The 20,727-nt window shown below is 70.4% G+C and carries 18 protein-coding genes; 8 read left to right on the top strand and 10 right to left on the bottom strand.

The window, feature by feature from the left end:
- The first annotated feature begins 15 nt into the window (after positions 1-15).
- On the top strand, positions 16-1,356 hold the full coding sequence (locus ACFWZU_RS05715; RefSeq protein ID WP_439700460.1) for a TolC family outer membrane protein: 1,341 nt from the start codon (positions 16-18) through the stop codon (positions 1,354-1,356).
- A 53-nt stretch (positions 1,357-1,409) separates the two neighbouring features.
- On the opposite strand, the gene waaA is transcribed toward ACFWZU_RS05715, so the two are convergent.
- Positions 1,410-2,672, bottom strand: a complete 1,263-nt coding sequence (gene waaA, locus ACFWZU_RS05710; RefSeq protein WP_439700459.1) for a lipid IV(A) 3-deoxy-D-manno-octulosonic acid transferase — start codon at positions 2,670-2,672, stop codon at positions 1,410-1,412.
- A gap of 210 nt (positions 2,673-2,882) precedes the next feature.
- On the opposite strand from waaA, the gene lpxL reads away from it, so the two are divergent.
- Positions 2,883-3,794: an LpxL/LpxP family Kdo(2)-lipid IV(A) lauroyl/palmitoleoyl acyltransferase gene (gene lpxL / locus ACFWZU_RS05705; protein ID WP_439700458.1), complete on the top strand. Its 912-nt coding sequence runs from the start codon at positions 2,883-2,885 to the stop codon at positions 3,792-3,794.
- Here lpxL and ACFWZU_RS05700 read toward each other — a convergent pair.
- The 4 genes from ACFWZU_RS05700 to ACFWZU_RS05685 all read right to left on the bottom strand — a co-directional run bounded on the left by ACFWZU_RS05700 (position 3,785) and on the right by ACFWZU_RS05685 (position 7,403).
- The gene (locus ACFWZU_RS05700; RefSeq protein WP_439700457.1) at positions 3,785-4,564 is read right to left on the bottom strand and encodes a glycosyltransferase family 2 protein; all 780 of its coding nucleotides are present in this window, start codon (positions 4,562-4,564) and stop codon (positions 3,785-3,787) included. The two genes, lpxL and ACFWZU_RS05700, sit on opposite strands and share 10 nt — an antisense overlap.
- Entirely contained in the window at positions 4,557-5,843 is a 1,287-nt protein-coding gene (locus ACFWZU_RS05695; protein WP_439700456.1) for an O-antigen ligase family protein, read from the bottom strand. Before ACFWZU_RS05695 ends, ACFWZU_RS05700 begins: the two co-directional genes overlap by 8 nt.
- 141 nt (positions 5,844-5,984) lie before the next feature.
- The gene (locus ACFWZU_RS05690; protein WP_439700455.1) at positions 5,985-7,109 is read right to left on the bottom strand and encodes a glycosyltransferase; all 1,125 of its coding nucleotides are present in this window, start codon (positions 7,107-7,109) and stop codon (positions 5,985-5,987) included.
- 87 nt (positions 7,110-7,196) lie between these two features.
- Positions 7,197-7,403, bottom strand: a complete 207-nt coding sequence (locus ACFWZU_RS05685; protein ID WP_231321774.1) for a zinc-finger domain-containing protein — start codon at positions 7,401-7,403, stop codon at positions 7,197-7,199.
- A 254-nt stretch (positions 7,404-7,657) separates the two neighbouring features.
- On the opposite strand from ACFWZU_RS05685, the gene ACFWZU_RS05680 reads away from it, so the two are divergent.
- On the top strand, positions 7,658-8,920 hold the full coding sequence (locus tag ACFWZU_RS05680) for a Yip1 family protein (protein ID WP_439700454.1): 1,263 nt from the start codon (positions 7,658-7,660) through the stop codon (positions 8,918-8,920).
- 106 nt (positions 8,921-9,026) lie between these two features.
- On the opposite strand, the gene ACFWZU_RS05675 is transcribed toward ACFWZU_RS05680, so the two are convergent.
- Together ACFWZU_RS05675 and ACFWZU_RS05670 are read right to left on the bottom strand one after the other, a co-directional pair.
- Positions 9,027-9,605 carry a YceI family protein gene (locus ACFWZU_RS05675; protein ID WP_439700453.1) on the bottom strand — a complete coding sequence of 193 codons (579 nt, stop codon included), beginning with the start codon at positions 9,603-9,605 and terminating at the stop codon, positions 9,027-9,029.
- 22 nt (positions 9,606-9,627) lie between these two features.
- Positions 9,628-10,233 carry a malonic semialdehyde reductase gene (locus tag ACFWZU_RS05670; protein ID WP_439700452.1) on the bottom strand — a complete coding sequence of 202 codons (606 nt, stop codon included), beginning with the start codon at positions 10,231-10,233 and terminating at the stop codon, positions 9,628-9,630.
- A 133-nt stretch (positions 10,234-10,366) separates the two neighbouring features.
- On the opposite strand from ACFWZU_RS05670, the gene ACFWZU_RS05665 reads away from it, so the two are divergent.
- Positions 10,367-11,332, top strand: a complete 966-nt coding sequence (locus ACFWZU_RS05665; protein WP_439700451.1) for a mitochondrial fission ELM1 family protein — start codon at positions 10,367-10,369, stop codon at positions 11,330-11,332.
- 67 nt (positions 11,333-11,399) lie between these two features.
- Here ACFWZU_RS05665 and glnE read toward each other — a convergent pair whose 3' ends face one another.
- Complete coding sequence (gene glnE, locus ACFWZU_RS05660; RefSeq protein WP_439700450.1) at positions 11,400-14,243, bottom strand: bifunctional [glutamate--ammonia ligase]-adenylyl-L-tyrosine phosphorylase/[glutamate--ammonia-ligase] adenylyltransferase; 2,844 nt, start codon at positions 14,241-14,243, stop codon at positions 11,400-11,402.
- 129 nt (positions 14,244-14,372) lie between these two features.
- On the opposite strand from glnE, the gene ACFWZU_RS05655 reads away from it, so the two are divergent.
- The 3 genes from ACFWZU_RS05655 (at position 14,373) to ACFWZU_RS05645 (ending at position 17,525) form a co-directional block, all read left to right on the top strand.
- A complete protein-coding gene (locus ACFWZU_RS05655; RefSeq protein ID WP_439700449.1) occupies positions 14,373-16,262 on the top strand; it encodes an LTA synthase family protein in 1,890 nt (629 codons plus the stop codon).
- Between the two features lie 163 nt (positions 16,263-16,425).
- Positions 16,426-16,980: a hypothetical protein gene (locus tag ACFWZU_RS05650; protein WP_439700448.1), complete on the top strand. Its 555-nt coding sequence runs from the start codon at positions 16,426-16,428 to the stop codon at positions 16,978-16,980.
- A 206-nt stretch (positions 16,981-17,186) separates the two neighbouring features.
- Positions 17,187-17,525: a hypothetical protein gene (locus ACFWZU_RS05645; RefSeq protein WP_439700447.1), complete on the top strand. Its 339-nt coding sequence runs from the start codon at positions 17,187-17,189 to the stop codon at positions 17,523-17,525.
- 38 nt (positions 17,526-17,563) lie between these two features.
- On the opposite strand, the gene ACFWZU_RS05640 is transcribed toward ACFWZU_RS05645, so the two are convergent.
- Positions 17,564-19,408 carry an ABC transporter ATP-binding protein gene (locus tag ACFWZU_RS05640; protein ID WP_439700446.1) on the bottom strand — a complete coding sequence of 615 codons (1,845 nt, stop codon included), beginning with the start codon at positions 19,406-19,408 and terminating at the stop codon, positions 17,564-17,566.
- Between the two features lie 161 nt (positions 19,409-19,569).
- Positions 19,570-19,911 (bottom strand): YciI family protein, encoded by a 342-nt coding sequence (locus tag ACFWZU_RS05635; RefSeq protein WP_439700445.1) that lies wholly within the window; start codon positions 19,909-19,911, stop codon positions 19,570-19,572.
- Positions 19,912-20,089: 178 nt separating this feature from the next.
- Between ACFWZU_RS05635 and ACFWZU_RS05630 the strand changes: the two genes are divergently transcribed.
- Positions 20,090-20,719, top strand: a complete 630-nt coding sequence (locus ACFWZU_RS05630; protein WP_439700444.1) for a LysE family translocator — start codon at positions 20,090-20,092, stop codon at positions 20,717-20,719.
- Positions 20,720-20,727 lie beyond the last annotated feature (8 nt).

Here is a 20,727-nt window from a genome sequence, read left to right as displayed (position 1 = left end):
CATGAGGCAACCCCGATGCGCTTGAAGCTGCTGACTCTCGCCCTGGCCATGTCGGCGATTTCGCTGCCCGGTCACGGCGAGGACCTGATGGACGCCTATCGCCAAGCGCGCGCCAACGACCCGGTGCTCTCCCAGGCCGAGGCGCAGCGCCTGTCGGTGGGCGAGAACGTGACGCAGAGCCGCGCCCTGCTGCTGCCGCAGATCTCCGGCCGCGCCACCTTCAGCCAGTCCAGCGGCGCCAACGCGCAGACCGTCACCGGGGGTGGCGCGCCGATCAACGCCGGTCACCTGCGCAGCCGCGACGAGTCGCTGGAGCTGAGCCAGACCATCCTCGACCTCAGCAAGATCGCCGACCTGCACGCGGCCGAATCGCAGTCCGATTCGCAAAACGCGCAGTACGACGCGGCGTTGCAGGAACTGCTGGTGCGCGTCACCGCGGCCTATTTCGGCGTGCTGACCAGCCAGGACGAACTGGCCTACGCCAAGGCCAACGAGGATGCCTTCCGGCAGTCCTACGAGCAGGCCGAACAGCGCTTCAACGTGGGCCTCTCGGCGGTCACCGACGTGTACCAGGCCAAGTCCTACTACGAGCTGGCCAAAGCGCAGACGGTTGCGGCCAACAACGCGCTGAACGACGCGCGCGAAGCGCTCGCCCAGATCACCGGCAAGCCGGTCGGCGACCTCAAGCAGCTGCGCGACGACCTGCCGATGGTGCCGCCCAACCCGGCCGATCCGAACGCCTGGGTGCAGCAGGCGCAGAAGAACAACCCGAACGTGATCGCCCAGCAGTACAACGTGGAGGCGGCGTCGCACGCGGTCAATTCGGCCCGCGCCGGCCACCTGCCGACGATCAACGCCTCGGTCAGCCGCGGCACCTCGGCCAACTGGCTGCAGAACATGGGCGGCGCCTTCGCCGACCGCAACGGCCGTTACGGCACCACCGTGGGCATCACCCTCAACGTGCCGATCTTCTCCGGCTTCGCCACGCAGTCGCGCGTGCGCCAGTCGATCTACCAGCGCGACGCGGCCGAGGATTCGCTCGAAGCCCAGCGCCGGGCGGTCACCCGCGACACGCTCAACTTCTACCGTTCGGTGATCGCCGGCATCAGCCAGGTGGAGGCCAACAAGGCCTCTGTCGAGTCGGGCCAGAAGGCGCTGGAAGCCACCCGCGCCGGCTTCGACGTCGGCACGCAGACCATGCTGAACGTGCTCAACGCGATCCAGACCCTGACCCAGGCCGAGAGCAGCTATTCGCAGTCGCGCCACGCGCTGATCCTGGACCAGCTCCAGCTCAAGCAGGCCGCCGGCTCGATCGACGTCAAGGACATCGAGGCCGTCAACTCGCTGCTTCAGTGACGTTCCAGCCATCCCTCCCCGGACACGCCGGGGAGGGATGAGGGCCTGCCGCCCTACTCTTCCAGCACGCGGTCGATCAGCTCCATCACACGCCCGACGGCGCCCCGCTCGCTGTCGAACACGCGCCGCGCCTGACGCCCCATCCGCTCGCGCTGGCGCTCGTCGCGCAACAGGTCGAGCACGTCATGCCCGAGCTGCTCCACTTGGGCGACACGGTGGGCCCCGCCCTCGCGGATCAGCGTCAGGGTGATCTCCTCGAAATTGAACGTGTGCGGTCCGACCAGCACCGGGCGCGACAGCGCCGCCGGCTCCAGCACGTTGTGCCCGCCGATCGGCACCAGGCTGCCGCCGACGAAGGCCAGGTCCGACGCCGCGTAGAACGGCATCAGCTGGCCCATGGCATCGATCACGAAGACCTGGTGCGCGCCGGGTACCTGCTCGACGCTGCGGGTGGCGACGGTGAAACCCAGGCTGCGGGCCGAGTGCTCGACCAGCTTGAAACGCTCCGGGTGGCGCGGCGCGATCAGCAGCAAGGCGTCGGGCAAGCGGCGCAGCACGTCCAGATGCGCCTCCAGCACCGCCAGTTCCTCGCCCTCGTGCGTGCTCGCCGCGATCCACACCGGGCGACGCGGCCCCCACTGCGCACGCAGCGCGGCGCCCTTGTCCACCGCACCGTCGGGTACCGGCATGTCGAATTTCAGGTTGCCGCTGACCACAAGTTGCGCGGGGTCGGCGCCCAGCAGCCGGTAACGCGCAGCGTCGGTGCGCGACTGCGCGGCGATCTGGCGAACCGTGCGCAGTGCCGAGCGCACCAACGAACGCAGCGGCCGGTATCCGCGCATCGAGCGCTCCGACAGGCGCGCATTGACGATCATCAGCGGGATGCCGCGACGGCGGCAGGCGAAATAGAGGTTGGGCCAGATCTCCGTCTCCACGATCAGCGCCAGCCGCGGACGCACGCGCTTGAGGAAGCGATGGACCGCGAAAGGCAGGTCGTAGGGCAGGTAGACGTGGAACACGCTGTCGCCGAACAACTGGTGCACGCGCGCCGAGCCGGTCGGGGTCACCGTGGTGACCACCAGCGGCGCGTTGGGATAGTCGCGCCTGAGCGCTTTGATCAGCGGCTCGGCCGCGTTGACCTCGCCCACCGATACCGCGTGCACCCACAGGCTGCCGCTGAACTGCGGCTTCTGGAACAGGCCGAAGCGCTCCGGCCAGCGCCGGTGGTAGTTGCCGTAGCGCGCGCCACGGATCAGCAGGCGCAGCACGATCAGCGGCGTCGCCAGGTACATCACGAAGGTGTAGAGGTAGCGCAACGGAAGGCCAGCCGGGAGTAATGCGGGGAAGTATAGGCCGTGCCTTGCTCCCTCTCGCCTCCGGGGCAGGCCCGGGCTGGGGGATGAGGCTTGCGTGGAGTGCTGTCGTAACCCTGGCCTGATGCAACTTCCTCAAGGGCCACGCCCTTCACCCGGATCCTCTTCCCGGAGGGACCGGGCTTGGACGCTACAATCCCCCGGATGCCCGGCATGCCCCGTCCCTCCTTCGACCGCACCCTGCTCGCCCCGCGCCACTGGCCCGCGTGGCTCGGCGTGGGCGTGATCTGGCTGATCGCCCGCCTGCCGTATCGGTGGCTACTGGGGCTGGGCCGCATGCTCGGCGCGCTGATCCGCCACGTACCCTCGCGCCGCCGCCGCGTGGCCGAGGCCAATGTCGCGCTGTGCTTCCCCGAGCTGGACGCCGGCGCGCAAGCCGCACTGGTCGACGCGCACCTGACCGACATCGGCCTGATGCTGGTCGAGTTCGCGCTCGGCTGGATGGGTTCGGACCGCGCGATCGCACGCATCCCCACCCGCGTCGAAGGGCTGGAACACCTGGAAGCGGCGCGTGCCCAAGGCCAGGGCGTGCTGCTGGTGGGCGGCCACTTCTCGCACCTGGAGTTGTGCGCGCGGCTGATCTCCCGGCGCATTCCGATCGCCGGCATGTACCGGCGCATGGACTCGGCCGTGTTCGAGTGGACGGTGCTGCGCGCGCGCCTGCATTACGCCGCCGCGATGTTCGAGAAGGACGACATCCGCGGCACCGTGAAGTACCTGCGCGGCGGCGGCACCCTCTGGTATGCCCCGGACCAGGACATGCGCAGCAAGGACAGCGTGTTCGTGCCGTTCTTCGGCGTGCCCGCGGCGACCATCACCGCCACCCACCACCTGGCGCGGATGGGCCAGGCGCAGGTGATCCCGTTCTTCCACCGCCGCCTGCCCGGCGGCGGCTATGCCATGCGCCTGGGTGCGCCGCTGCCCATGGGCGGCGACGCGGCGGCCGACACCGCCTGCGTCAACGCCAGCATCGAGCAGATGGTGCGCGCCGCGCCCGAGCAGTACCTGTGGGTGCACAAGCGCTTCAAGACGCACCCGCCGGGCGCGCCGCCGGTCTACCGCTGACGCGGATGGCGTACCGCGCCCGGCGCGCTGCGCACGCGCGACTCGTGCAGCTTGGCGTACTTGAGGAAGGCGTAGAACGCGTGCACCCGTGCGGCGATGAAGCCCGCCCAGCCGGCACGCCAGTGACCCCGAAGCAGGTAGTAGCGCAGGAACGCGATCGTCGGATAGGCGACCAGCCGCCAGCCCAGCCGGGCGTGCTGGCGCCGCGCGTCCTCGTTCGCCTGCAGCGTGGAGTAGCGGTTGGCCTTGTCCACGCGGCCGGCGATGTCCGGCTCGCCGAAGTGGTCCAGCACGAGGTCGAGCTTGCCCACCGGCCCGTCCACCTCGACCGCCTCGTGCACGCTGTGCCCGCTCATGCGCGCGCGTTCGCGATCGAACAGCCGTACGTAGTGGTTGAGTCGCGCGCGCGGCGACTGCCAGCGCCAGAACACCCATTCGCGGCGCCAGAGCTCGTAGCCGGCGCAGGCCGGGGATTCCAGTGCGCTCTGCACGGGTGCGGCGGCATCGGGCGGCAACGCCTCGTCCGAATCCAGCAGCAGCACCCAGCGGTGCCGCGCGAGGTCGATCGCGGCCTGCTTCTGCGCGCTGTAGCCGGCGAACGGCTGCTCGTGCAGCCGCGCACCGTGGCGCCGCGCGATCGCGGCGGTGGCGTCGGTCGAACCGGAGTCGAGCACCACGATGTCCTCGGCCCACGCCACCGAACCCAGGCAGGCCTCCAGCGTATCCGCGCTGTTGTAGGTGGTGACCACGACCGACAACGGCTCACGCATCACGGTCCTCCATGGGGACATCCTCCACGACCACGTCTGTCTCGACATGGAGAGCCGCGCACCACAGCCCGAGCAGCCAGGCGAACAGCAGTCCCCACCAGGCCGAATAGAAGGCCAGGTGCGTGTTGAGCGGAAAAAGCATCGCCGCCAGCGCGACCGTTACCGGGAAAGCCCGCGCCCGCGCCGCCGGGCCCCGCCGGCGCCATGCGCGAAGCCCTGCCAGCGTCGCGACCAGCCAGAGCACGAGGCCGGTCACGCCGGTCTCGCTCAGTACCTCCAGCACCACCTGGTGCGCATGGCAGGCGCCCTCGCCCTCGCCGCAGGCTTCCTCGACGACGAAATGGTCGTTGGCCGGCGCGTAATCGGGATAGGCGTAGCGGAAGCCGCGCACGCCGACGCCGTTCCAGGGATGGTCGGCCGCCATCCCTACGCTGGCGCGCCAGATCGCCGGCCGGCCGGTGAGCGCCTCGTCGAGGCCCTGCGGCTCATCGGCGAACAGGGCCAGGGTCCGCTCCATGCGGTCCTGGAAGCGCCAGGACGTGCGCCAGGCCAGCGTGCCGGCCAGCGCCACCAGCACCAGGCCCAGTCCGCACCAGAGCGCGAAGCGACGGCCCGAGCCGGCCTCGCGCCAGGCGAAGGCGAGCGCGACCAGGCCAAAGCAGAGCCAGCCTGCGCGCGAGCCGGCCAGCAGCACCGGCCCCAGCAACAGCAGGAAAGCCAGCACCAGCCCGGCGCGCCCCCAGCGCTCGCGCGCCGCCCACAGGGCGAATGGCGCGAGCACGGCCAGAGTGGGCCCGAGCTTGAGGTTGTCCGCGCCGAAAATGCCGGAGATCCGCACGGCGTCGGCATGGCCGCCGAGGCTGAAGCCCGTCAGCGCCTGCATCCAGGCGTCGACGACCCAGAGCGCGATCACCGCCGCGACGGCAAAGAACAGCGCGCGCAGCCTGTCGGTGCGGCGGACTGCAAAGCAGGCGTACAGCCCCAGCGGCACGTAACGCAGCAGGCCCGCGGTGGTGCCCCAGCTCTTGCCCGGCGCCACCGCGTCGAACGAGGACAGCAGCGCCGCGCCGACATAGCAGGCGAGCAGGACGAGCAGCAGGCGCGCGCCGGCATGCCCCTGCAGCGCCCGCGGATGGCGCGCGAACAGGAACACGGTGCCGATCAGGCACAGCAACGTGCCCACTTCCGAACTGCGCCCGACCGGCAGCAGCGCGATCACCAGCCAGAACGGCAGCAGCGGCGAGCGCAGGGCGGCGGCTATCGGGCGGGTCGCGGGCATCGGGAGATTGTAGGGGCGGCAGCTCCGCGTGCGCGCGGTACCTTCCGAAGCCGGATGCATGCCGCCATGCGCTGCGGCCGGGCCGGAGCCGTGAAGCGGGCGACGATGCGCCAGCTGGCGAGACCGGCTACCCCGGCCGCCTCAGCCGGCCACTTCCCCGTACAGCGCCAGCACGGCCTGCTGCATGTCCGACAGCCGGTAGCTCTGCAGCATCGGGATCGGCGGCGCCACGCGCAGCAGTTCGGCGGCGCGCTCGACCAGCTTGCGGCGATCGCCCAGCGGCACGCGGCCGGCCGGATACAGCTCGGCCAGCAGCTCGCCCACGCCGCCGTGGGCGTAGCCCAGCACCGGTCGGCACAGCGAGAGCGCCTCGACCACCGTGCGCCCGAAGGACTCGGGCTTGGTCGACAACTGCAGGATCAGCGCGGACACTGCGTAGATATCGCGCACGTCGTTGCGTGGCGCGGTCAACACCACCTGCGCCTCGACCCCGCGCTCGCGGATCAGCTGGCGGAGTTCGTCCACGTAGGCTTCGCGGCCGGGCTCGATCACGCCCAGCAACAGCAGGCGCGCCTCGATGCCGCGGCGCTTCAGTTCGGTCACCAGCTCGACCGCCTCGTGGTGGCCCTTCAGGCGCGTGCCGCGTCCCGGCAGGGTCAGCAGCGGCGCACCTGCCAGCTGCGGGTACTCGGCGAAGAAGGCCCTCTGCCAGGCATCGTCCGGGCGATGGCCGTAGGGGAAGGCCTCCGGGTCGATGCCGCGCGGAATCACCTTCACCCGCGCCGGGTCCAGCCACGGATAGTGGCTCAGTGCGTAATCGCGCATGGTCTGCGATACCGCAATGACGCGCTCGCCGCGCAGCAGGATCGAGCTGTAGCGGCCCGGCGAATTGAGCCCATGCACGGTAGTGACGAAATGCGGGCGCGGAGTGAGCCCGCGCAGGGCCCACCAGCCCAGCCAGCCGGGCAGGCGCGAGCGGGCGTGCACGATGTCCGGCTTCAGCTCCCGCAGCCGCCGGCGCAGCGCGCCCAGGCGGAACAGCGTGCGCGGCGACTTGCTGCCGATGTCCAGCGTGACGTGCTCGCTGCCCTCGGCTTCCAGCTGAGCCACCAGGCGGCCGCCGGCGGAGATCACGATCGAGCGGTGCCCCGCTTCCACCAGCGCCCGACCCACTTCCAGCGTCGAACGCTCCGCCCCGCCCGTATGCAGCGCCGGGATCAGCTGGACGACAACCAGGCGCCGGGTGGGGGTGACGACGGCAGACATGAGGGGTTGTTGGGTGGCCTTCATCCACCTTGGCAAGCAGCGATCGTGCCGAATGCCGCCGTTCAGGAACCGGCGGGGCCCGCCGGTTCAGTCGCGCAGGACGTAATGCGCGCCGCAGTAAGGACAGACGGACTCCCCGCCGTCCTCGACGATCGGCAGATAGACCTTCGGATGCGAGTTCCACAGGGACATGGCGGGCATCGGACAGGACAACGGCAGGTCGTTGCGCGTCACTTCGTAACGATTTTCGGCATTCGCCGGGATCGGCGCGGCCTCGGGCAGGGGGCGCGACATGGCAAGCTCCAGGAAAGGGGATTTCGAGGCGCGCATGGTAGCAGGGGCACACCCCGGCCACGCGGGGCGACCGCCGGCCAGCACGCCCTGCACTGGACTTCCCCGCGCGGTTGCCATCAACTGTGCGCCGGCGTCGCCCGAAGGGGCGGGCGACGCATCGAAGGGGGACGGCCGTGGCGGGAACGGGGCTTGCGGGCCGCGGCCCGGACGGCGGTTGTCCGTCGCCGCATTCATACGTCGCAAGGGGACATACCATGGATTTCGGAAGAGCCATCGCGCGTGCCAAAGCCATCCTGGCCTCGCCCAGGACCGAGTGGCCGGTCGCGGCCGCGGAACCTGCCAGCATCGGCGGCCTGTACACCACCTACATCGTCTGGATTGCCGCGCTGCCGGCGATCGCCAGCTTCATCAAGGGCAGCCTGATCGGCACCGGCTTCATGGGCATGCACGTGCGCACGCCGATCGGCACGGGCATCGGCGCCATGGTGCTGCAGTACCTCCTGTCGCTGGCCGTCGCCTACGTCATGGCGCTGGTGATCAATGCGCTGGCCGGCACGTTCAATGGCCAGAAGGACATGGTGCAGGCGCTCAAGACGGTGGCCTACGCCTGGACCGCCTCGTGGGTTGCGGGCATCGCGGTGATCATTCCGTGGATCGGCTGGCTGATCGCGGTCGCCGGCGCCATCTACGGCATCTACCTGCTCTACCTGGGCCTGCCCTTCACCATGAAGTGCCCACCCGAGAAAGCGGGCGGCTACACGGCGCTGGCGGTCATCATCGCCATCGTGCTGAGCTGGGTCGTCGGCCTGATCGTGGCGGGCGTGATCGGTACCGCGGTCTACACCGGCGCGGCCATGACCGGCACCCACCTGGGCAGCACCAGCGACAACGTCACGGTCGACCCGGACAGCGCGCTGGGCAAGCTGGCCGCCATGGGTGAACGCGCGGAACAGGCGAGCAAGGAGATGGAGGCGGCGCAGAAGTCCGGCGACAGCGCTGCACAACAGGCCGCGATGAACAAGATGATGGGCGCGGCGATGGGCAACGACGACGAGGTGCAGGCGCTGTCCACCGACCAGGTCAAGGCGTTCCTGCCCGAAACCCTGCTCGGTCTGAAGCGCACCAGCAGCTCGGCCCAGCGCAGCAACGCGATGGGCATGCAGGTGACCGAGGCGCATGCCGAGTACGGCGACGCCAACGGCCGCAAGGTGTCGCTGGAAGTCACCGACATGGGCACCGCCAAGGGCCTGATGGCGATGGCCGGCGCCATGGCTCCGGAGGAAGAGCGCAGCACCGACCACGGCTACGAGAAGACCTACACCGCGGACGGGCGCCTGACCCACGAGGCCTGGGACGAGGAGTCCAGGAGCGGCGAATACAGCGTGGTGGTCGGCCAGCGCTTCACGGTCAAGGCCAACGGCGACGCCGGCAGCATCGATGATCTCAAGGAGGCGGTGGCCAGCGTCGACCTGGACAAGCTCGAGGCGCTGCGCGAGGAAGGCGTGACGCGGCACTGACCGCACGCGGGTTTCAGCCCGCCACCCAGGGGCTGAAGCCCGCCCGGAAAGAATGAAGCCCGCGTCTGGACGCGGGCTTCGCTTTTTCGAGCAGGCACGGTCGGCGTTACTTGTCCGCCGATCCCTCGGTCGTGATGTGCAGGCTGATCTCGTCGCTCACGTTGGGCACGTAGGCGGACACGCCGAAATCCGAGCGCTTGAGCGTGCCAGTCGCGTCGAAGCCGATCGACGGGTCGCCACTCATCGGATGCTTGCCGATCCGGTTGAGCGTGGCATCGAGCACCACCGGCCTGGTCACGCCATGCACGGTCAGGTCGCCGGTCACGCGGAAGTGGTCCTTGCCCAGCGGCTCGACCTTCGTGCTCTTGTAGGTCACCGCGGGGTACTTGGCCGCGTCGAAGAAATCGGGCTTGGCCAGGTGCTCGTCCAATGCCGGCACGTGCGTGTCCAGTCCGGACATCGGCAGCGTCACCTGGACGCTGGCCTGCTCCGGATGGTCCGGATCGAACACCAGCGTGCCCTGCCCCAGCCCCAGCTCCGCGGTCGGGTGCGAGAAGCCGAAGTGGCTCCAGCTGAACAGCACCATCGTGTGGTGCGGGTCGAGCTGGTAGGTGACCGGGGCGGCCTGGGCGAGCGCCGCGGCGCCGAACAGGCCGGCGAAGAGAACCGTTTTGAACATGCGCATGCGTGACTCCTGCGTTGGGGTTTCAGACGATGCGGCAGGCTTCGTCGAACGCGAAGCGATCCTCGCGCGGACGCAGCACGGCGGGGTTGCCGTAGCCGATGTTGATCAGGAAATTGGAGCGGATCTGCGTGCCGGCGAAGAACGCTTCGTCCACCATCGCGTTCCTGAACCCCGACATCGGGCCGCAATCGAGCCCCATCGCCCGTGCGGCCATGATCAGGTAGGCGCCCTGCAGGCTGGAGTTGCGGAAGGCGGTCGCGTCGATCGCGGCCGGCTTGCCGGCGAACCAGTCGATCGCATCGGGCGATTCCTTGTACAGCCGCGGCAGATGCTCGTAGAAGGCATGGTCGGCCGCCACGATCACGGTGACCGGCGCGGCCATGGTCTGGTCGCGGTTGCCCCGGTCCAGCGCGGGCTCGAGTTTTGCCTTGGCCTCCGGCGAGCGCACGAACACGAAGCGCGCGGGCGAGGCGTTGGCGCTGGTCGGCGCGAGCTTGGCGAGGTCGTAGATCGCGTGCAGCTGTGCGTCGGTGACCGGCTTGTCCAGCCACGCATCGGCCGAGCGGCGATAGGTACGCGCGGTGCGGAACAACTGGTCGAGGGCGGCCTCGGAAAGCACTTCGCTCATGGGTATCCTTTGCGTTCATGGCGCGCCGTCCGGCGCGGGCGATCCGCAAGTGTAAGCCCAAGGGCGCCGGCGGTCGGGTGAGGAACGGGGAACCCAGCGTGCAGAATCCGTCAACAATCGGCCCGGCTGTCGCATGAGCGCGCTGCGCGAGGAGTGCTGGGCGATCACCGACGACGCCGCCGGCAACCAGCGCCAGGCGCTGGCGCTGGCCGAGCGACTGGGTTTGCCGGTGCGGCCGCTGGTGCTGGAGCCGCGCGGCCCCTGGGCGTGGCTCGCGCCGCGGCTGATGCTGGGCGCCGAGGTCGCGCTGCCGCCGGCCGAGCGCGCCCGCTTCGCGCCGCCCTGGCCGCGCGTGGCGGTCGGTTGCGGGCGTGCCGCAGCACTGTTCACGCGCGTGCTGCACCCCTGGTCCGGCGGCCGTTGCCAGACCGTACAGATCCTCGATCCGCGCATCGATCCCAAACAATGGGACATCGTCATCGCGCCTCGCCACGATGGCCTGGCCGGTCCGAACGTGCTCACGCCACGGGGCTCGCTCAATCCCGTCGACGACGATTGGCTGGCCGACGCGCGCGACGCCTGGCCACGCCTGGCCGAGCTGCCGGCGCCACGCATCGGCGTGCTGCTTGGCGGCCCGCGCCACGGCATCCCGCTCGATCAGGCCTGGACGCATGCCTTCATCGACGGCCTGCGTGCCCTGCATCAGCGCAACGGCGGCAGCCTGCTGGTCCTTGCCTCGCGGCGCACGCCGCCCGCACTGGCGGTCGCGTTGCGCAACGCATTCGGCGACGTTCCCGGGCTGCATTGGCACGGCCAAGTGGATGGCCCGAATCCCTATCCGGGCGTCCTCGCCTGGGCCGACCGCCTGGTGGTCACGCCCGATTCGGTCAACATGCTCTCCGAAGCCTGCGCCGTCGGCTGTCCCGTGCACACCTTCGCGCCCACGCCGCTGCCAGAGAAACTCGCCCGCTTTCATGGCGCGCTACGCGAGGGCGGGCTGCTGCACGATCTCCAGGCCGATGCGCCGGCGCGCCAGGCGCCGTTGCGCGAGACGGAGCGCATTGCCACGACAGTGCGGCGGCAGTTCGGGTTGCGCTGAGCCCACATCGCGGCGAGCCCCGGCCCCACCCCAGCCCTCTCCCCCGAGGGGAGAGGGTGCAAGGGCGTCAGGCAAAATCGAAACCCAACGCGGCAGTCACCACGCCCACCTCAGTGCACATCGCTTCGAGCACAGGCTCGCGCGGCGCGATGCGCGGGCGCAAATCCAGCGTGCAAGTCAGCGCACGCTGCAAAAGGTCCGCATGCACGCGCGCGAGTACCTCGGCCTGCCCTTCGTCGAGCAACCCGACCCGCCGGCATGCATCGATCAACGACGCATTCGCCGTATGGCCGAGCAACTGGGGATGAGCGGCCGCGTGCGCAAGCACCAACCCCTGCAACGCGAACTCGATGTCCAGCAGCGCACCACGCCCCTGCTTCAGATCCAGCCGCGCCTCGTCCGAACGATCCCGCTCCGCCCGCCAGCGCTGGCGCATCTGGCTGACCTCGGCCAGTACCGCGCCCCGCTCGCGCGGCGCAGCGAGCACCTCGCGCCGCACTTCGCCCAGTGCCTGCCCCAGACCCGCATCGCCCGCCACCGCGCGCGCGCGCAACAGAGCCTGGTGCTCCCAGGTCCACGCCCGGCTGCGCTGGTAGGCATCGAACGCCTCCAGGCTGCTCACCAGCAGGCCTTTCGAGCCGTCCGGACGCAGCCGCGTGTCCACTTCGTAGAGACGTCCCGCACGGGTCAGCAGGGAGAGCCAGTTCATCACGCGCTGGGCCAGGCGCTGGTACCAGCGTGCGCCGTCGATCGGACGGGCGCCGTCGCTGGTGAGCTGGGCGCGCGCGCCGTCGAAGACGAACACCAGGTCCAGGTCCGAGGCGAACCCCAGTTCCTCGCCGCCCAGGCTGCCGTAGCCGAGCACGGCGAAGCCCGAACCTTCGCCGGGCAGCCGTCCGTGCTGCGCGGCGAGCTCGCGCTCGGCCAGCGCAGTGACCGCCTCGACGACCGAGGCGGCCAGCGCGGCCAGGCGTCGCGAGGTGGCCACGGCGTCGGCACGGCCGTCGTTGAAAGCCAGGCCGAGGCGGAAGGCGATGCTGGCCTTGAACTCGTTGATGCGCTCGAGCTCCGCCTCTGCCTCGCGCTCGTCCAGCGTGCCGAGCACGCGACTGATCTCGGCGCTGATGTCGGCACGCTTGAGCGGCAGTTGATCGATGCGTGGATCGAGCACGTCGTCCAGCAGCAGGGGCTGGGCGATCACCCGTTCGGCGAGGAAGGCGCTGTCCGCGAACAGCCGCGCCAGGCGACCGCGCGCGGCGGGCTGCTCCTCCAGCAGCGCGAGATAGGCCGAGCGTCGCGCCACCGCCTGCACCAGCCGGCACAGGCGCAACAGGCAGGGCAGCGGCGCCGTGCTGGCGCGGGCGGCGCCGATCAGGTGCGGCATCAGGTGATCGAGCCGCTCGCGCGAGCGCGGCGACATCGCACGTACCGAGGCCGCCTGCGGCAGCTTGGCCAGCGCCTCGGCCGCTTCGATGCCGGGTACGAAGCCGGCCGCCTCCAGTGTGCCGGGCTCGGGCGTGCCGTGGCAGGCCTGCTGCCACAACGTGGCGTCGGCCACGGCGACGCGCGCGGCGCGACCGCCGGCGGGCATCAGCACGCTGGCGAAGTCCTCGCTGACGACGCCGCGGTGATGCGCCAGCTCCGCCTCCAGCGAGGCCCATTCGTCGTGCCCCAGGCCGCGGGCGAGCCGCTCGCGGCTCAACGCATCCTCGGGCAGGTCGTGGGTCTGTGCGTCGCGCAACATCTGCACGCGGTTCTCGACCCGGCGCAGGCAGCGGTAGGCCTCGCGCAGCGCCTTGGCACGCGCCGCGCCGATGTGCCCGCGGGCCTCGCAGGCGGCCAGCGCCGGCAGCAGGCCGCGCACCCGCAGGGACGGTTCGCGCCCGCCGCGGATCAGCTGCTCCAGCTGCACGATGAACTCGATCTCGCGGATGCCGCCGGGCCCGAGCTTGAGGTTGTCGGCCAGGTCCTTGCGCGCGACCTCCGCGTCGATCAGCGCCTTCATCTCGCGCAGGCCGGCAAAGGCGGTGTAGTCGAGGTACCTGCGGTACACGAAAGGCCGCAGCAGGTCCTGCAGCTGCTTGCCGGCGGCGCGGTCGCCGGCGACCGGACGGGCCTTGATCCAGGCGTAGCGCTCCCAGTCGCGGCCCTCGCTCTGGTAGTACTGCTCCATCGCGGCGAAGGAGAGCGCCAGCCGCCCGGCGTTGCCGAACGGGCGCAGGCGCAAGTCCACCCGTGCGCAGATGCCGTCGTCGGTGGGTTCGTTGAGCAGGCGTACCAGGTGACGGCCCAGCCGCACGAAGTATTCGCTGTTGTCGAGCGAACGCGTGCCGTCGCTCTGGCCGCCCTGCGGGTAGGCCAGCACCAGGTCGATGTCGGAGGAGAAGTTGAGTTCTGCCCCGCCGAGCTTGCCGAAGCCGATCACCACCAGCCGCTGCAGCGCGCCATCGTCGCTGCGCGCGTGGCCGTAGCGGGCCGCCAGCGCGCGCTCGGACCAGCCCAGCGCCGCACCCAGCAGCGCCTCGTACAGCACGCTGGTGGCCGAGAGCGTCTCGGCCAGGTCGTCCAGCCCGTTGACGTCGCGGAACACCAGCCGCAAGGCCTCGGCGTGGCGGAACCGGCGCAACGCGGCCAGCGTGGCGATCTCGTCCTCGGGCAACGCCAGCGCGCCGATGCGGGTGCCGGCATCGCCGGCGGCGCGCAGGCGGTCCAGGCCCGCCGGGGCCAGCAGTTGCGGCTGTCGCCGCCACACCTCGAAGGCAAAATCGCTGGCTGCCAGCGTGCGGCGGATGCGCTCGGCCACGCCGGCATCGTCGTGCAGCGCCACGCCGGCGGCGCGGCAGCGGGCAGCCAGTTCGGCGTAGCGGTCGTCGATCAGCGCGCGCAGCGCGGGGCTTTCGGGGGCGCTCATCCGGCCATTGTGCCGCAGCCGGGCTCGCATGAACCGCCAGCAACCGCCCGCCACGGGCGAACATATGGTTCATTGCGCCACGATTACAGTCACCCTTCCTCCACGTAGCGTCAGCGGACTGTGCCTGCCATGCCCCTTTTCGATCACCCGACCACGCATGGGCGCCCGCTTGCCGCGCGCGTCCTGGCCGTGGTGCTGATGAGCCTGGCCTTCGTGATGCTGACCGGCCTGATGGATGGCGGCGTGGGCGTGAGCCCGCTGCGCCTGTTCGTCCAGCCGAGCTACCCCCTGGCCAATGCCCTGCCCGGGCTGCTGGCGGCGTGGGCGTTGCTGGCCTTCACCCGGCGGCTGGTGTTCTCCTTCGGGCTGGTGTTCCTGTTCGAGGCACTGCTCTACCAGATCAACGCGCTGAAGGTCGCCAACCTGGGCAATCCGCTGATGCCGGCCGATTTCCTGATGGTCGACCAGCTCAGCAAGGGCGGAGCGCACCTGCTGGTCGGCTACCTGCCGCACAGCCCGTGGCCGTACCTCGGGTTGCTCGCCGGCATCGCCCTGATCGTTGCGATGTGGCGGCTGGAGCCGCCGCTGTTCCCGCGCCGCAACTATGGCAAGCGGTTGCTCGGCGGTGCCGTCGCGGTCGTGCTGCTCGGCAGCCTGCTTGGCGGCGTGGCGGCCTGGGGCAAGCTCTACAACCAGCGCGTGCTGTGGCTCGAACCCTGGTCGCCCACCGTCACCGCCAACCACTCCGGCCTGGTCAGCTCGCTGTTGCTGTTCCACCAGCAGTACGGCCACGGCGGGCACAAGGCCGACCCTGGCGCCGCCAAGGCGCTGATCGCGCAGACCCGCCAGGCGCTGGAGGCACGGCTCGCCGCCGCATCGCCGAGCGGCGAGCGGCCGGACATCGTGGTGGTGCAGAGCGAGTCGTTCTTCGATCCGAGCATCATGCGCGGCTACGAGGACAGCCACTTCACGCCCAACCTGCATCGGCTGGAAAAGCGCGGGACCAGCGGACCGCTGCACGTACCGACCTTCGGCGGCGGCACCATCCGCACCGAGTTCGAGGTGCTGACCGGCCTGTCGCTGCGCTACTTCGACGAGCTGCAGTTCCCCTACCTGACGCTCGACCAGAAGGTGGTGCCGAGCCTGGTGCGCACGCTGCGTGCGCACGGCTACAGCACCACCGCGATCCACGGCAACGACCCGGCGTTCTGGAACCGCGCCGCGGCCTTCCGCAAGATCGGCTTCGACCGCTTCGTCTCGCAGTCCGCGTTCCCGAAGGACTCCCCCAACGACGGCAAGTACATGGCCGACAGCGCGATGACCGACGAGATCATGCGTGAACTCAAGGACTCGGGCCCGCCGCAGTTCCTGTTCGCGATCAGCATCGAGGCGCACGGCCCCTACGACGTGCCGCCGGCCGACGCGGCCGCGCGCGATGCCATCCCGGTGCCGCCCGGCATCAGCGGCCGCGACAAGCAGGAGCTGCAGACCTACCTCTACCATGCCGAACACGCCGACGCGGAACTGGGCAGGCTGGCAAAGCTGCTGGCCGGGCGCGACCGCCCCACCCTGCTGCTGTTCTACGGCGACCACCTGCCGGCGCTGACCAACAGTTACAACGTCACCGGCTTCGTCGATGGCGGCGACATGCTGAGCGAGCCGGGCGTATGGCTGCTGCTCGACCCGCGCAACGCGGAACCGGCCAAGCGCGAGAGCCTGGCCGCCTGGATGTTGCCGGGCAAGCTGCTCGACGCGGCCGGCATCCATGGCGATCCCTACTTCGCGCTGACCCAGGTGCTGGCGCCGCAACTGGCCGAACTGACCCGCGCACCCGGTGCGCCGCAGCCGGAGATGACCGCCGAGCAGAAGGTGATCGACCGCGACATGGCCAGCGTCGCGATGCTGCGCCTGAAGGGCAAGCTCGACGCGCTGATGCCGCCGCAACTCGCCGCTGCGAGCCAGGCGGCGGCGCGCCCGCAGCCACCGTCGCCTGCAGGCGCCTATGGCGCACACCCGTGATGGCGGCGCACCTTTCATCCGGTCTGGACAGGTGAGCATTCAGGCATCTGTCCGCCCGCTTAAGCGGGCGCGGGCGTATTCAGAATGAAGTCGGGAACGCCCGCCTAGGGTCGTGGCTACCGCGGAGGACGTGCCGCGGTTTCCCACGACTGGAGGGTGATCCATGCGTAAGACTCTGCTTGCTGCTGTGATTGGTGCCGGCGTGTTCGCCGTCCTGCCTGCCCTGGCGCAGGTCAGCCTCGGCGGTGCCGGCCAGGTCGGTGCCGGGGTAACGGCCGGTGCCAACAGCGCCCTGACTGGCGTACCCGGGCGCCTCGGTAACCAGCCGGGCCAGACCTTGCAGCGCGCCGACCGCCATGCCCGCCACGCCACGCGTCGCGCCACCGGACAGACCCGCCACACGCTGGATCGCCACGACCGCGCGCAGGTGGACACCGCGGCCAGCGGCTCGGCGGGCGTGCGCGCGGGCGATCAACGCGCCGCTGCGAACACCGGCGTCCGTGCCGGAGCGGCCGTGGACGCCGGCGCTGCGGCGGACCAGGCCCAGGACACCGCGCGCGGCGTCGGCGATCAGGTCAGCGACAGCGCCCATGCGGCCATCGACAGCACGCAACGTGCGGCCGGCTCGGTCGGCGATGACGCGAGCCGCACGGCAACCGGCACCTCGGTAGGCGCCGACGCCAAGGCGCGGGCCAACGCCGACGCGCACGGCCACTGACGGCCGTCGGGTGGGCTTGAACCACCGCCCGCACCCACGGGCGCCTGTGGGCTCAAGCCCCCGGTTCCGACGCCATGGCCGCCCCGTTCAGCCATCTGTCTGCCCGCTTAAGCGCCACCAGGCCGGTTCAGAACCCACTGGGACGAACAGGTCTAGTGTCGCGCTTTCCGCGGGCTCCGCGGCCACACTTCCGAAGGAGGATCCTCATGCACAAGACCCTGCTTGCCGCATTCATCGGCGCCAGCGTGTTCGCCGTTCCCGCGTTTGCGCAGGTCATTCCCGGCGGTGCCGGCCAGTCCACAGCGCATGCCTCGGCGCAGGCCGGTGCCACCGCGCCAGGCCTGAACGCGAATGGGGCCATCAGTACCGGCGCCACCACGCCGACGACCGGCACTGCGGGCACGCAAGCGCTCGGCCTCGGCGGCTTGCTGAAGCAGACGCAGGCGGCCGATGCGGCAGCCGACACGCCCAGCGAAGGCGCCGGTCCGACCGGTGACCTCAACGCGAAGGCCCGCGAGAAGCTGCGCGCCGCGCACGGGCACTGAGTCCTGCCGGGCAACCCCGCGCTGCCGGGGTTGCCCGCTCAGGCGAGCGCATCTTCCGCGGCGACGAAGCCGCCGGTCTGGCGCTCCCACAACCGCGCGTAAAGTCCGCCATGCGCGATCAGTTGCGCATGTGTGCCGCTCTCCACGATGCGCCCCTTGTCCAGCACGACCAGGCGATCCATCCGCGCGATCGTCGAAAGGCGGTGCGCGATGGCGATCACGGTCTTGCCCTGCATGAGCAGGTCCAGGCTCTCCTGGATCGCCGCCTCGGCCTCGGAGTCCAGCGCGCTGGTGGCCTCGTCCAGGATCAGGATCGGCGCGTCCTTGAGCAGCACGCGGGCGATCGCGATGCGCTGGCGCTGGCCGCCGGAAAGCTTCACGCCGCGCTCGCCGACATAGGCCTCATAGCCACCGCGCCCTTCGCCATCGGACAGCGCGGGGATGAACTCGTCCGCACGCGCCTTGCGCACCGCTTCGGCCACCTGCGCCTCGGTCGCGTCCGGGCGGCCGTAGAGCAGGTTGTCGCGGATCGAGCGGTGCAGCAGCGAAGTGTCCTGGGTGACCACGCCGATCTGCGAACGCAGGCTTTCCTGGGTGACGCGCGCGATGTCCTGGCCGTCGATCAGGATGCGCCCGCCCTCCAGGTCGTAGAGCCGGAGCAGCACGTTGACCAGCGTGGACTTGCCGGCGCCCGAGGGCCCGACCAGTCCGATCTTCTCGCCCGCGCGCACGGTGAGATCCAGGCCCGCGATCACGCCGCCGGCCTTGCCGTAGTGGAAATGGATGTCCTCGAAGCGCACCTCGCCGCGGGTGACTTCCAGCGGCATGGCGCCGGCTGCGTCCTGCACCGTGCGCGGCTGCGCGATGGTCGCCATGCCGTCCTGCACCGTGCCGATGTTCTCGAAGATCCCGTTGACCACCCACATGATCCAGCCCGACATGTTGTTGATGCGGATCACCAGGCCGGTCGACAGTGCAATCGCACCGACGGTGACTTGCCCGTGGCTCCAAAGCCAGAGCGCCAGGCCGGAAGTACCCACGATCAGGAAGCCGTTGAGCGTGGTGATGGTGGCGTCCATCGCGGTGGTCTGGCGCGTCATCGCGCGTGTCTTGTCCACCTGCTCGTGCAATGCGTCGGCCACGTAGGCCTCCTCGCGCCGCGTGTGCGCGAAGAGCTTGAGCGTGAGCACGTTGCTGTAGCCGTCGACGATGCGTCCCATCAGCTTCGAGCGCGCCTCGGAGGCCTTCCACGAACGCTGCCGCGTGCGCGGGATGAAGAACGCCAGCGTGGCGACGTAGAGCAGCAGCCAGACCACCAGCGGAACGGCCAGCCAGGCGTCCGCCTTGGCGAACATCACGATCGCACTGCCGGTGTAGATCGCCACGTACCAGATTGCATCGACAATCTGCACGGCGGATTCGCGCAGCGAACTGCCGGTCTGCATGATGCGGTTGGCGATGCGGCCGGCGAAATCGTTCTGGAAGAACGACAGGCTCTGGCGGATCACGTAGCGGTGGTTTTGCCAGCGGATGCGCGCGGTCACGTTGGGCACGATCGCCTGGTTGACCAGCAGGTCGTGCAGCGCGTTGAACACGGGCCGCGCGACGAGCGCCACGAACGCCATCCAGGCCAGCTCGCGCCCGTGCCGGTGGAAGAACGCCGCGCCCTCGGCCACCTTGGCCATGTCCACCAGCCGCCCGATGAAGGCGAACAGCGACACCTCGATGACCGAGACGAAGAAGCCCACCACCAGCACCGCGGCGAACATCGGCCACACCTGGCGCAGGTAGAACAGGTAGAAGCGCCCGGGCGTGCCCGGGGGCATCACGTCGGCCGGATCCTTGAACGGATCGATCAGCGATTCGAACCAGCGGAAGAGCATGGGTGGGTCCGGGGAATGGGCCGGACATTCTGGCGCAAGGGCGCGCGCCGTGCGGTGAAGGCACGATTCGACGCCGCACACGCACCCGCGCCGTTCGTCGCGAGCGCAGACGCGAGCACCGAAATCGAAGGGCCCCTTCGCCGCAGGCAAGGTCTCGCCGGTCAGCCCGGCGGCGCCAACCCCGGCACGGGCTCGAACCGACACACCCGCGCCCGCTCGATCCCATCGCGCACGACCGGGTCTTCCGCCACGAACGCTGCCACGGCCGCCGTGTCGAGCCCGCGGAACACCACCATCCCGCCCTGCGGCAGGCCATCCAGCCTGCTCGCCGGACCGCCCAGCAGGATCTCGCCCCGCGCGGCCGCCTCACCCAGCCGCGCCAGGTGCACCGCTATTTCAGGCATGGTCGCCAGCGCCTCGGCCACCTGCGTGGGCGTGCCGCAGGGATAGCGTTCGGCCGGCTCGTAGATCACCAGCACATGGCAAAGGCCGGGGTCGGACATCGGTGGGCTCCTTGGGCTGCAGAGGCCGACAAGCCTGCCGACCGCGGCCTCGGGCGGCGCGCCTGCCCGGGGCAAACCGCGCAAGTGTCCTGGGACACTTCGTGCTTTCTCCTCCACACCTCGCGCGCCGCCGGGGGCTGCCCGCGACCATGCGCACGTTCCCTTCGAGGCCACGTCGATGCATCACGAGAAGCTGCTCGCCTTCGCCCTGTTGCAGGGCCTGTTCGCGATCACCCCCGGCCCGGCAGTACTGCTCACCGCCTCGCACGCCATGACGCGCGGCACCCTGGCCGGACTGCGCGTGGCGCTGGGCATCCAGCTCGCGAACGTGTGCTACCTCTCCCTGTCGGGGCTGGGCGTGGGCCTGCTGTTGCGCACCTCGCCCATTGCGTTCCACGCGCTGAAGCTGGTCGGTGCCGCCTACCTTGCCTGGCGAGGGCTGGCCGCCATGCACGACGCCTGGACTGCCGGCGACAGCGCGCCCGCGGGCACCGCCGTCAACGCCGCGCGACCGTTCACCGAAGGCCTCATCGGGCAGCTTGCCAATCCGAAGTCGATCATCTTCTTCGGCGCGCTGCTGCCCTTGTTCGTCGCGCCGGGCCACGCGCTGGTTCCGCAGTACGCGCTGCTCGCCGCGTTGTGCGTGGCGATCGAGCTGCCGGTACTGGGCGCCTATGCCGTCATGGCCTCGGCGGCCGGACGGCTGGCGCATTCGGCACGCGCCGTGCGTCTGCGCCAGGCTGGCTCCGGCGCCTGCCTGGTGACGGTCGCGGTGCTGCTTGCACTGGTACCGCTGGTCGACCGCTGAGCTGCGAA

This window comes from Frateuria sp. GZRR33, from assembly GCF_051900425.1.
GTDB lineage: Bacteria > Pseudomonadota > Gammaproteobacteria > Xanthomonadales > Rhodanobacteraceae > Frateuria_A.
Note: the sequence above shows the minus strand (reverse complement) of the source record. Positions and strands in the feature narration are given on the sequence as shown.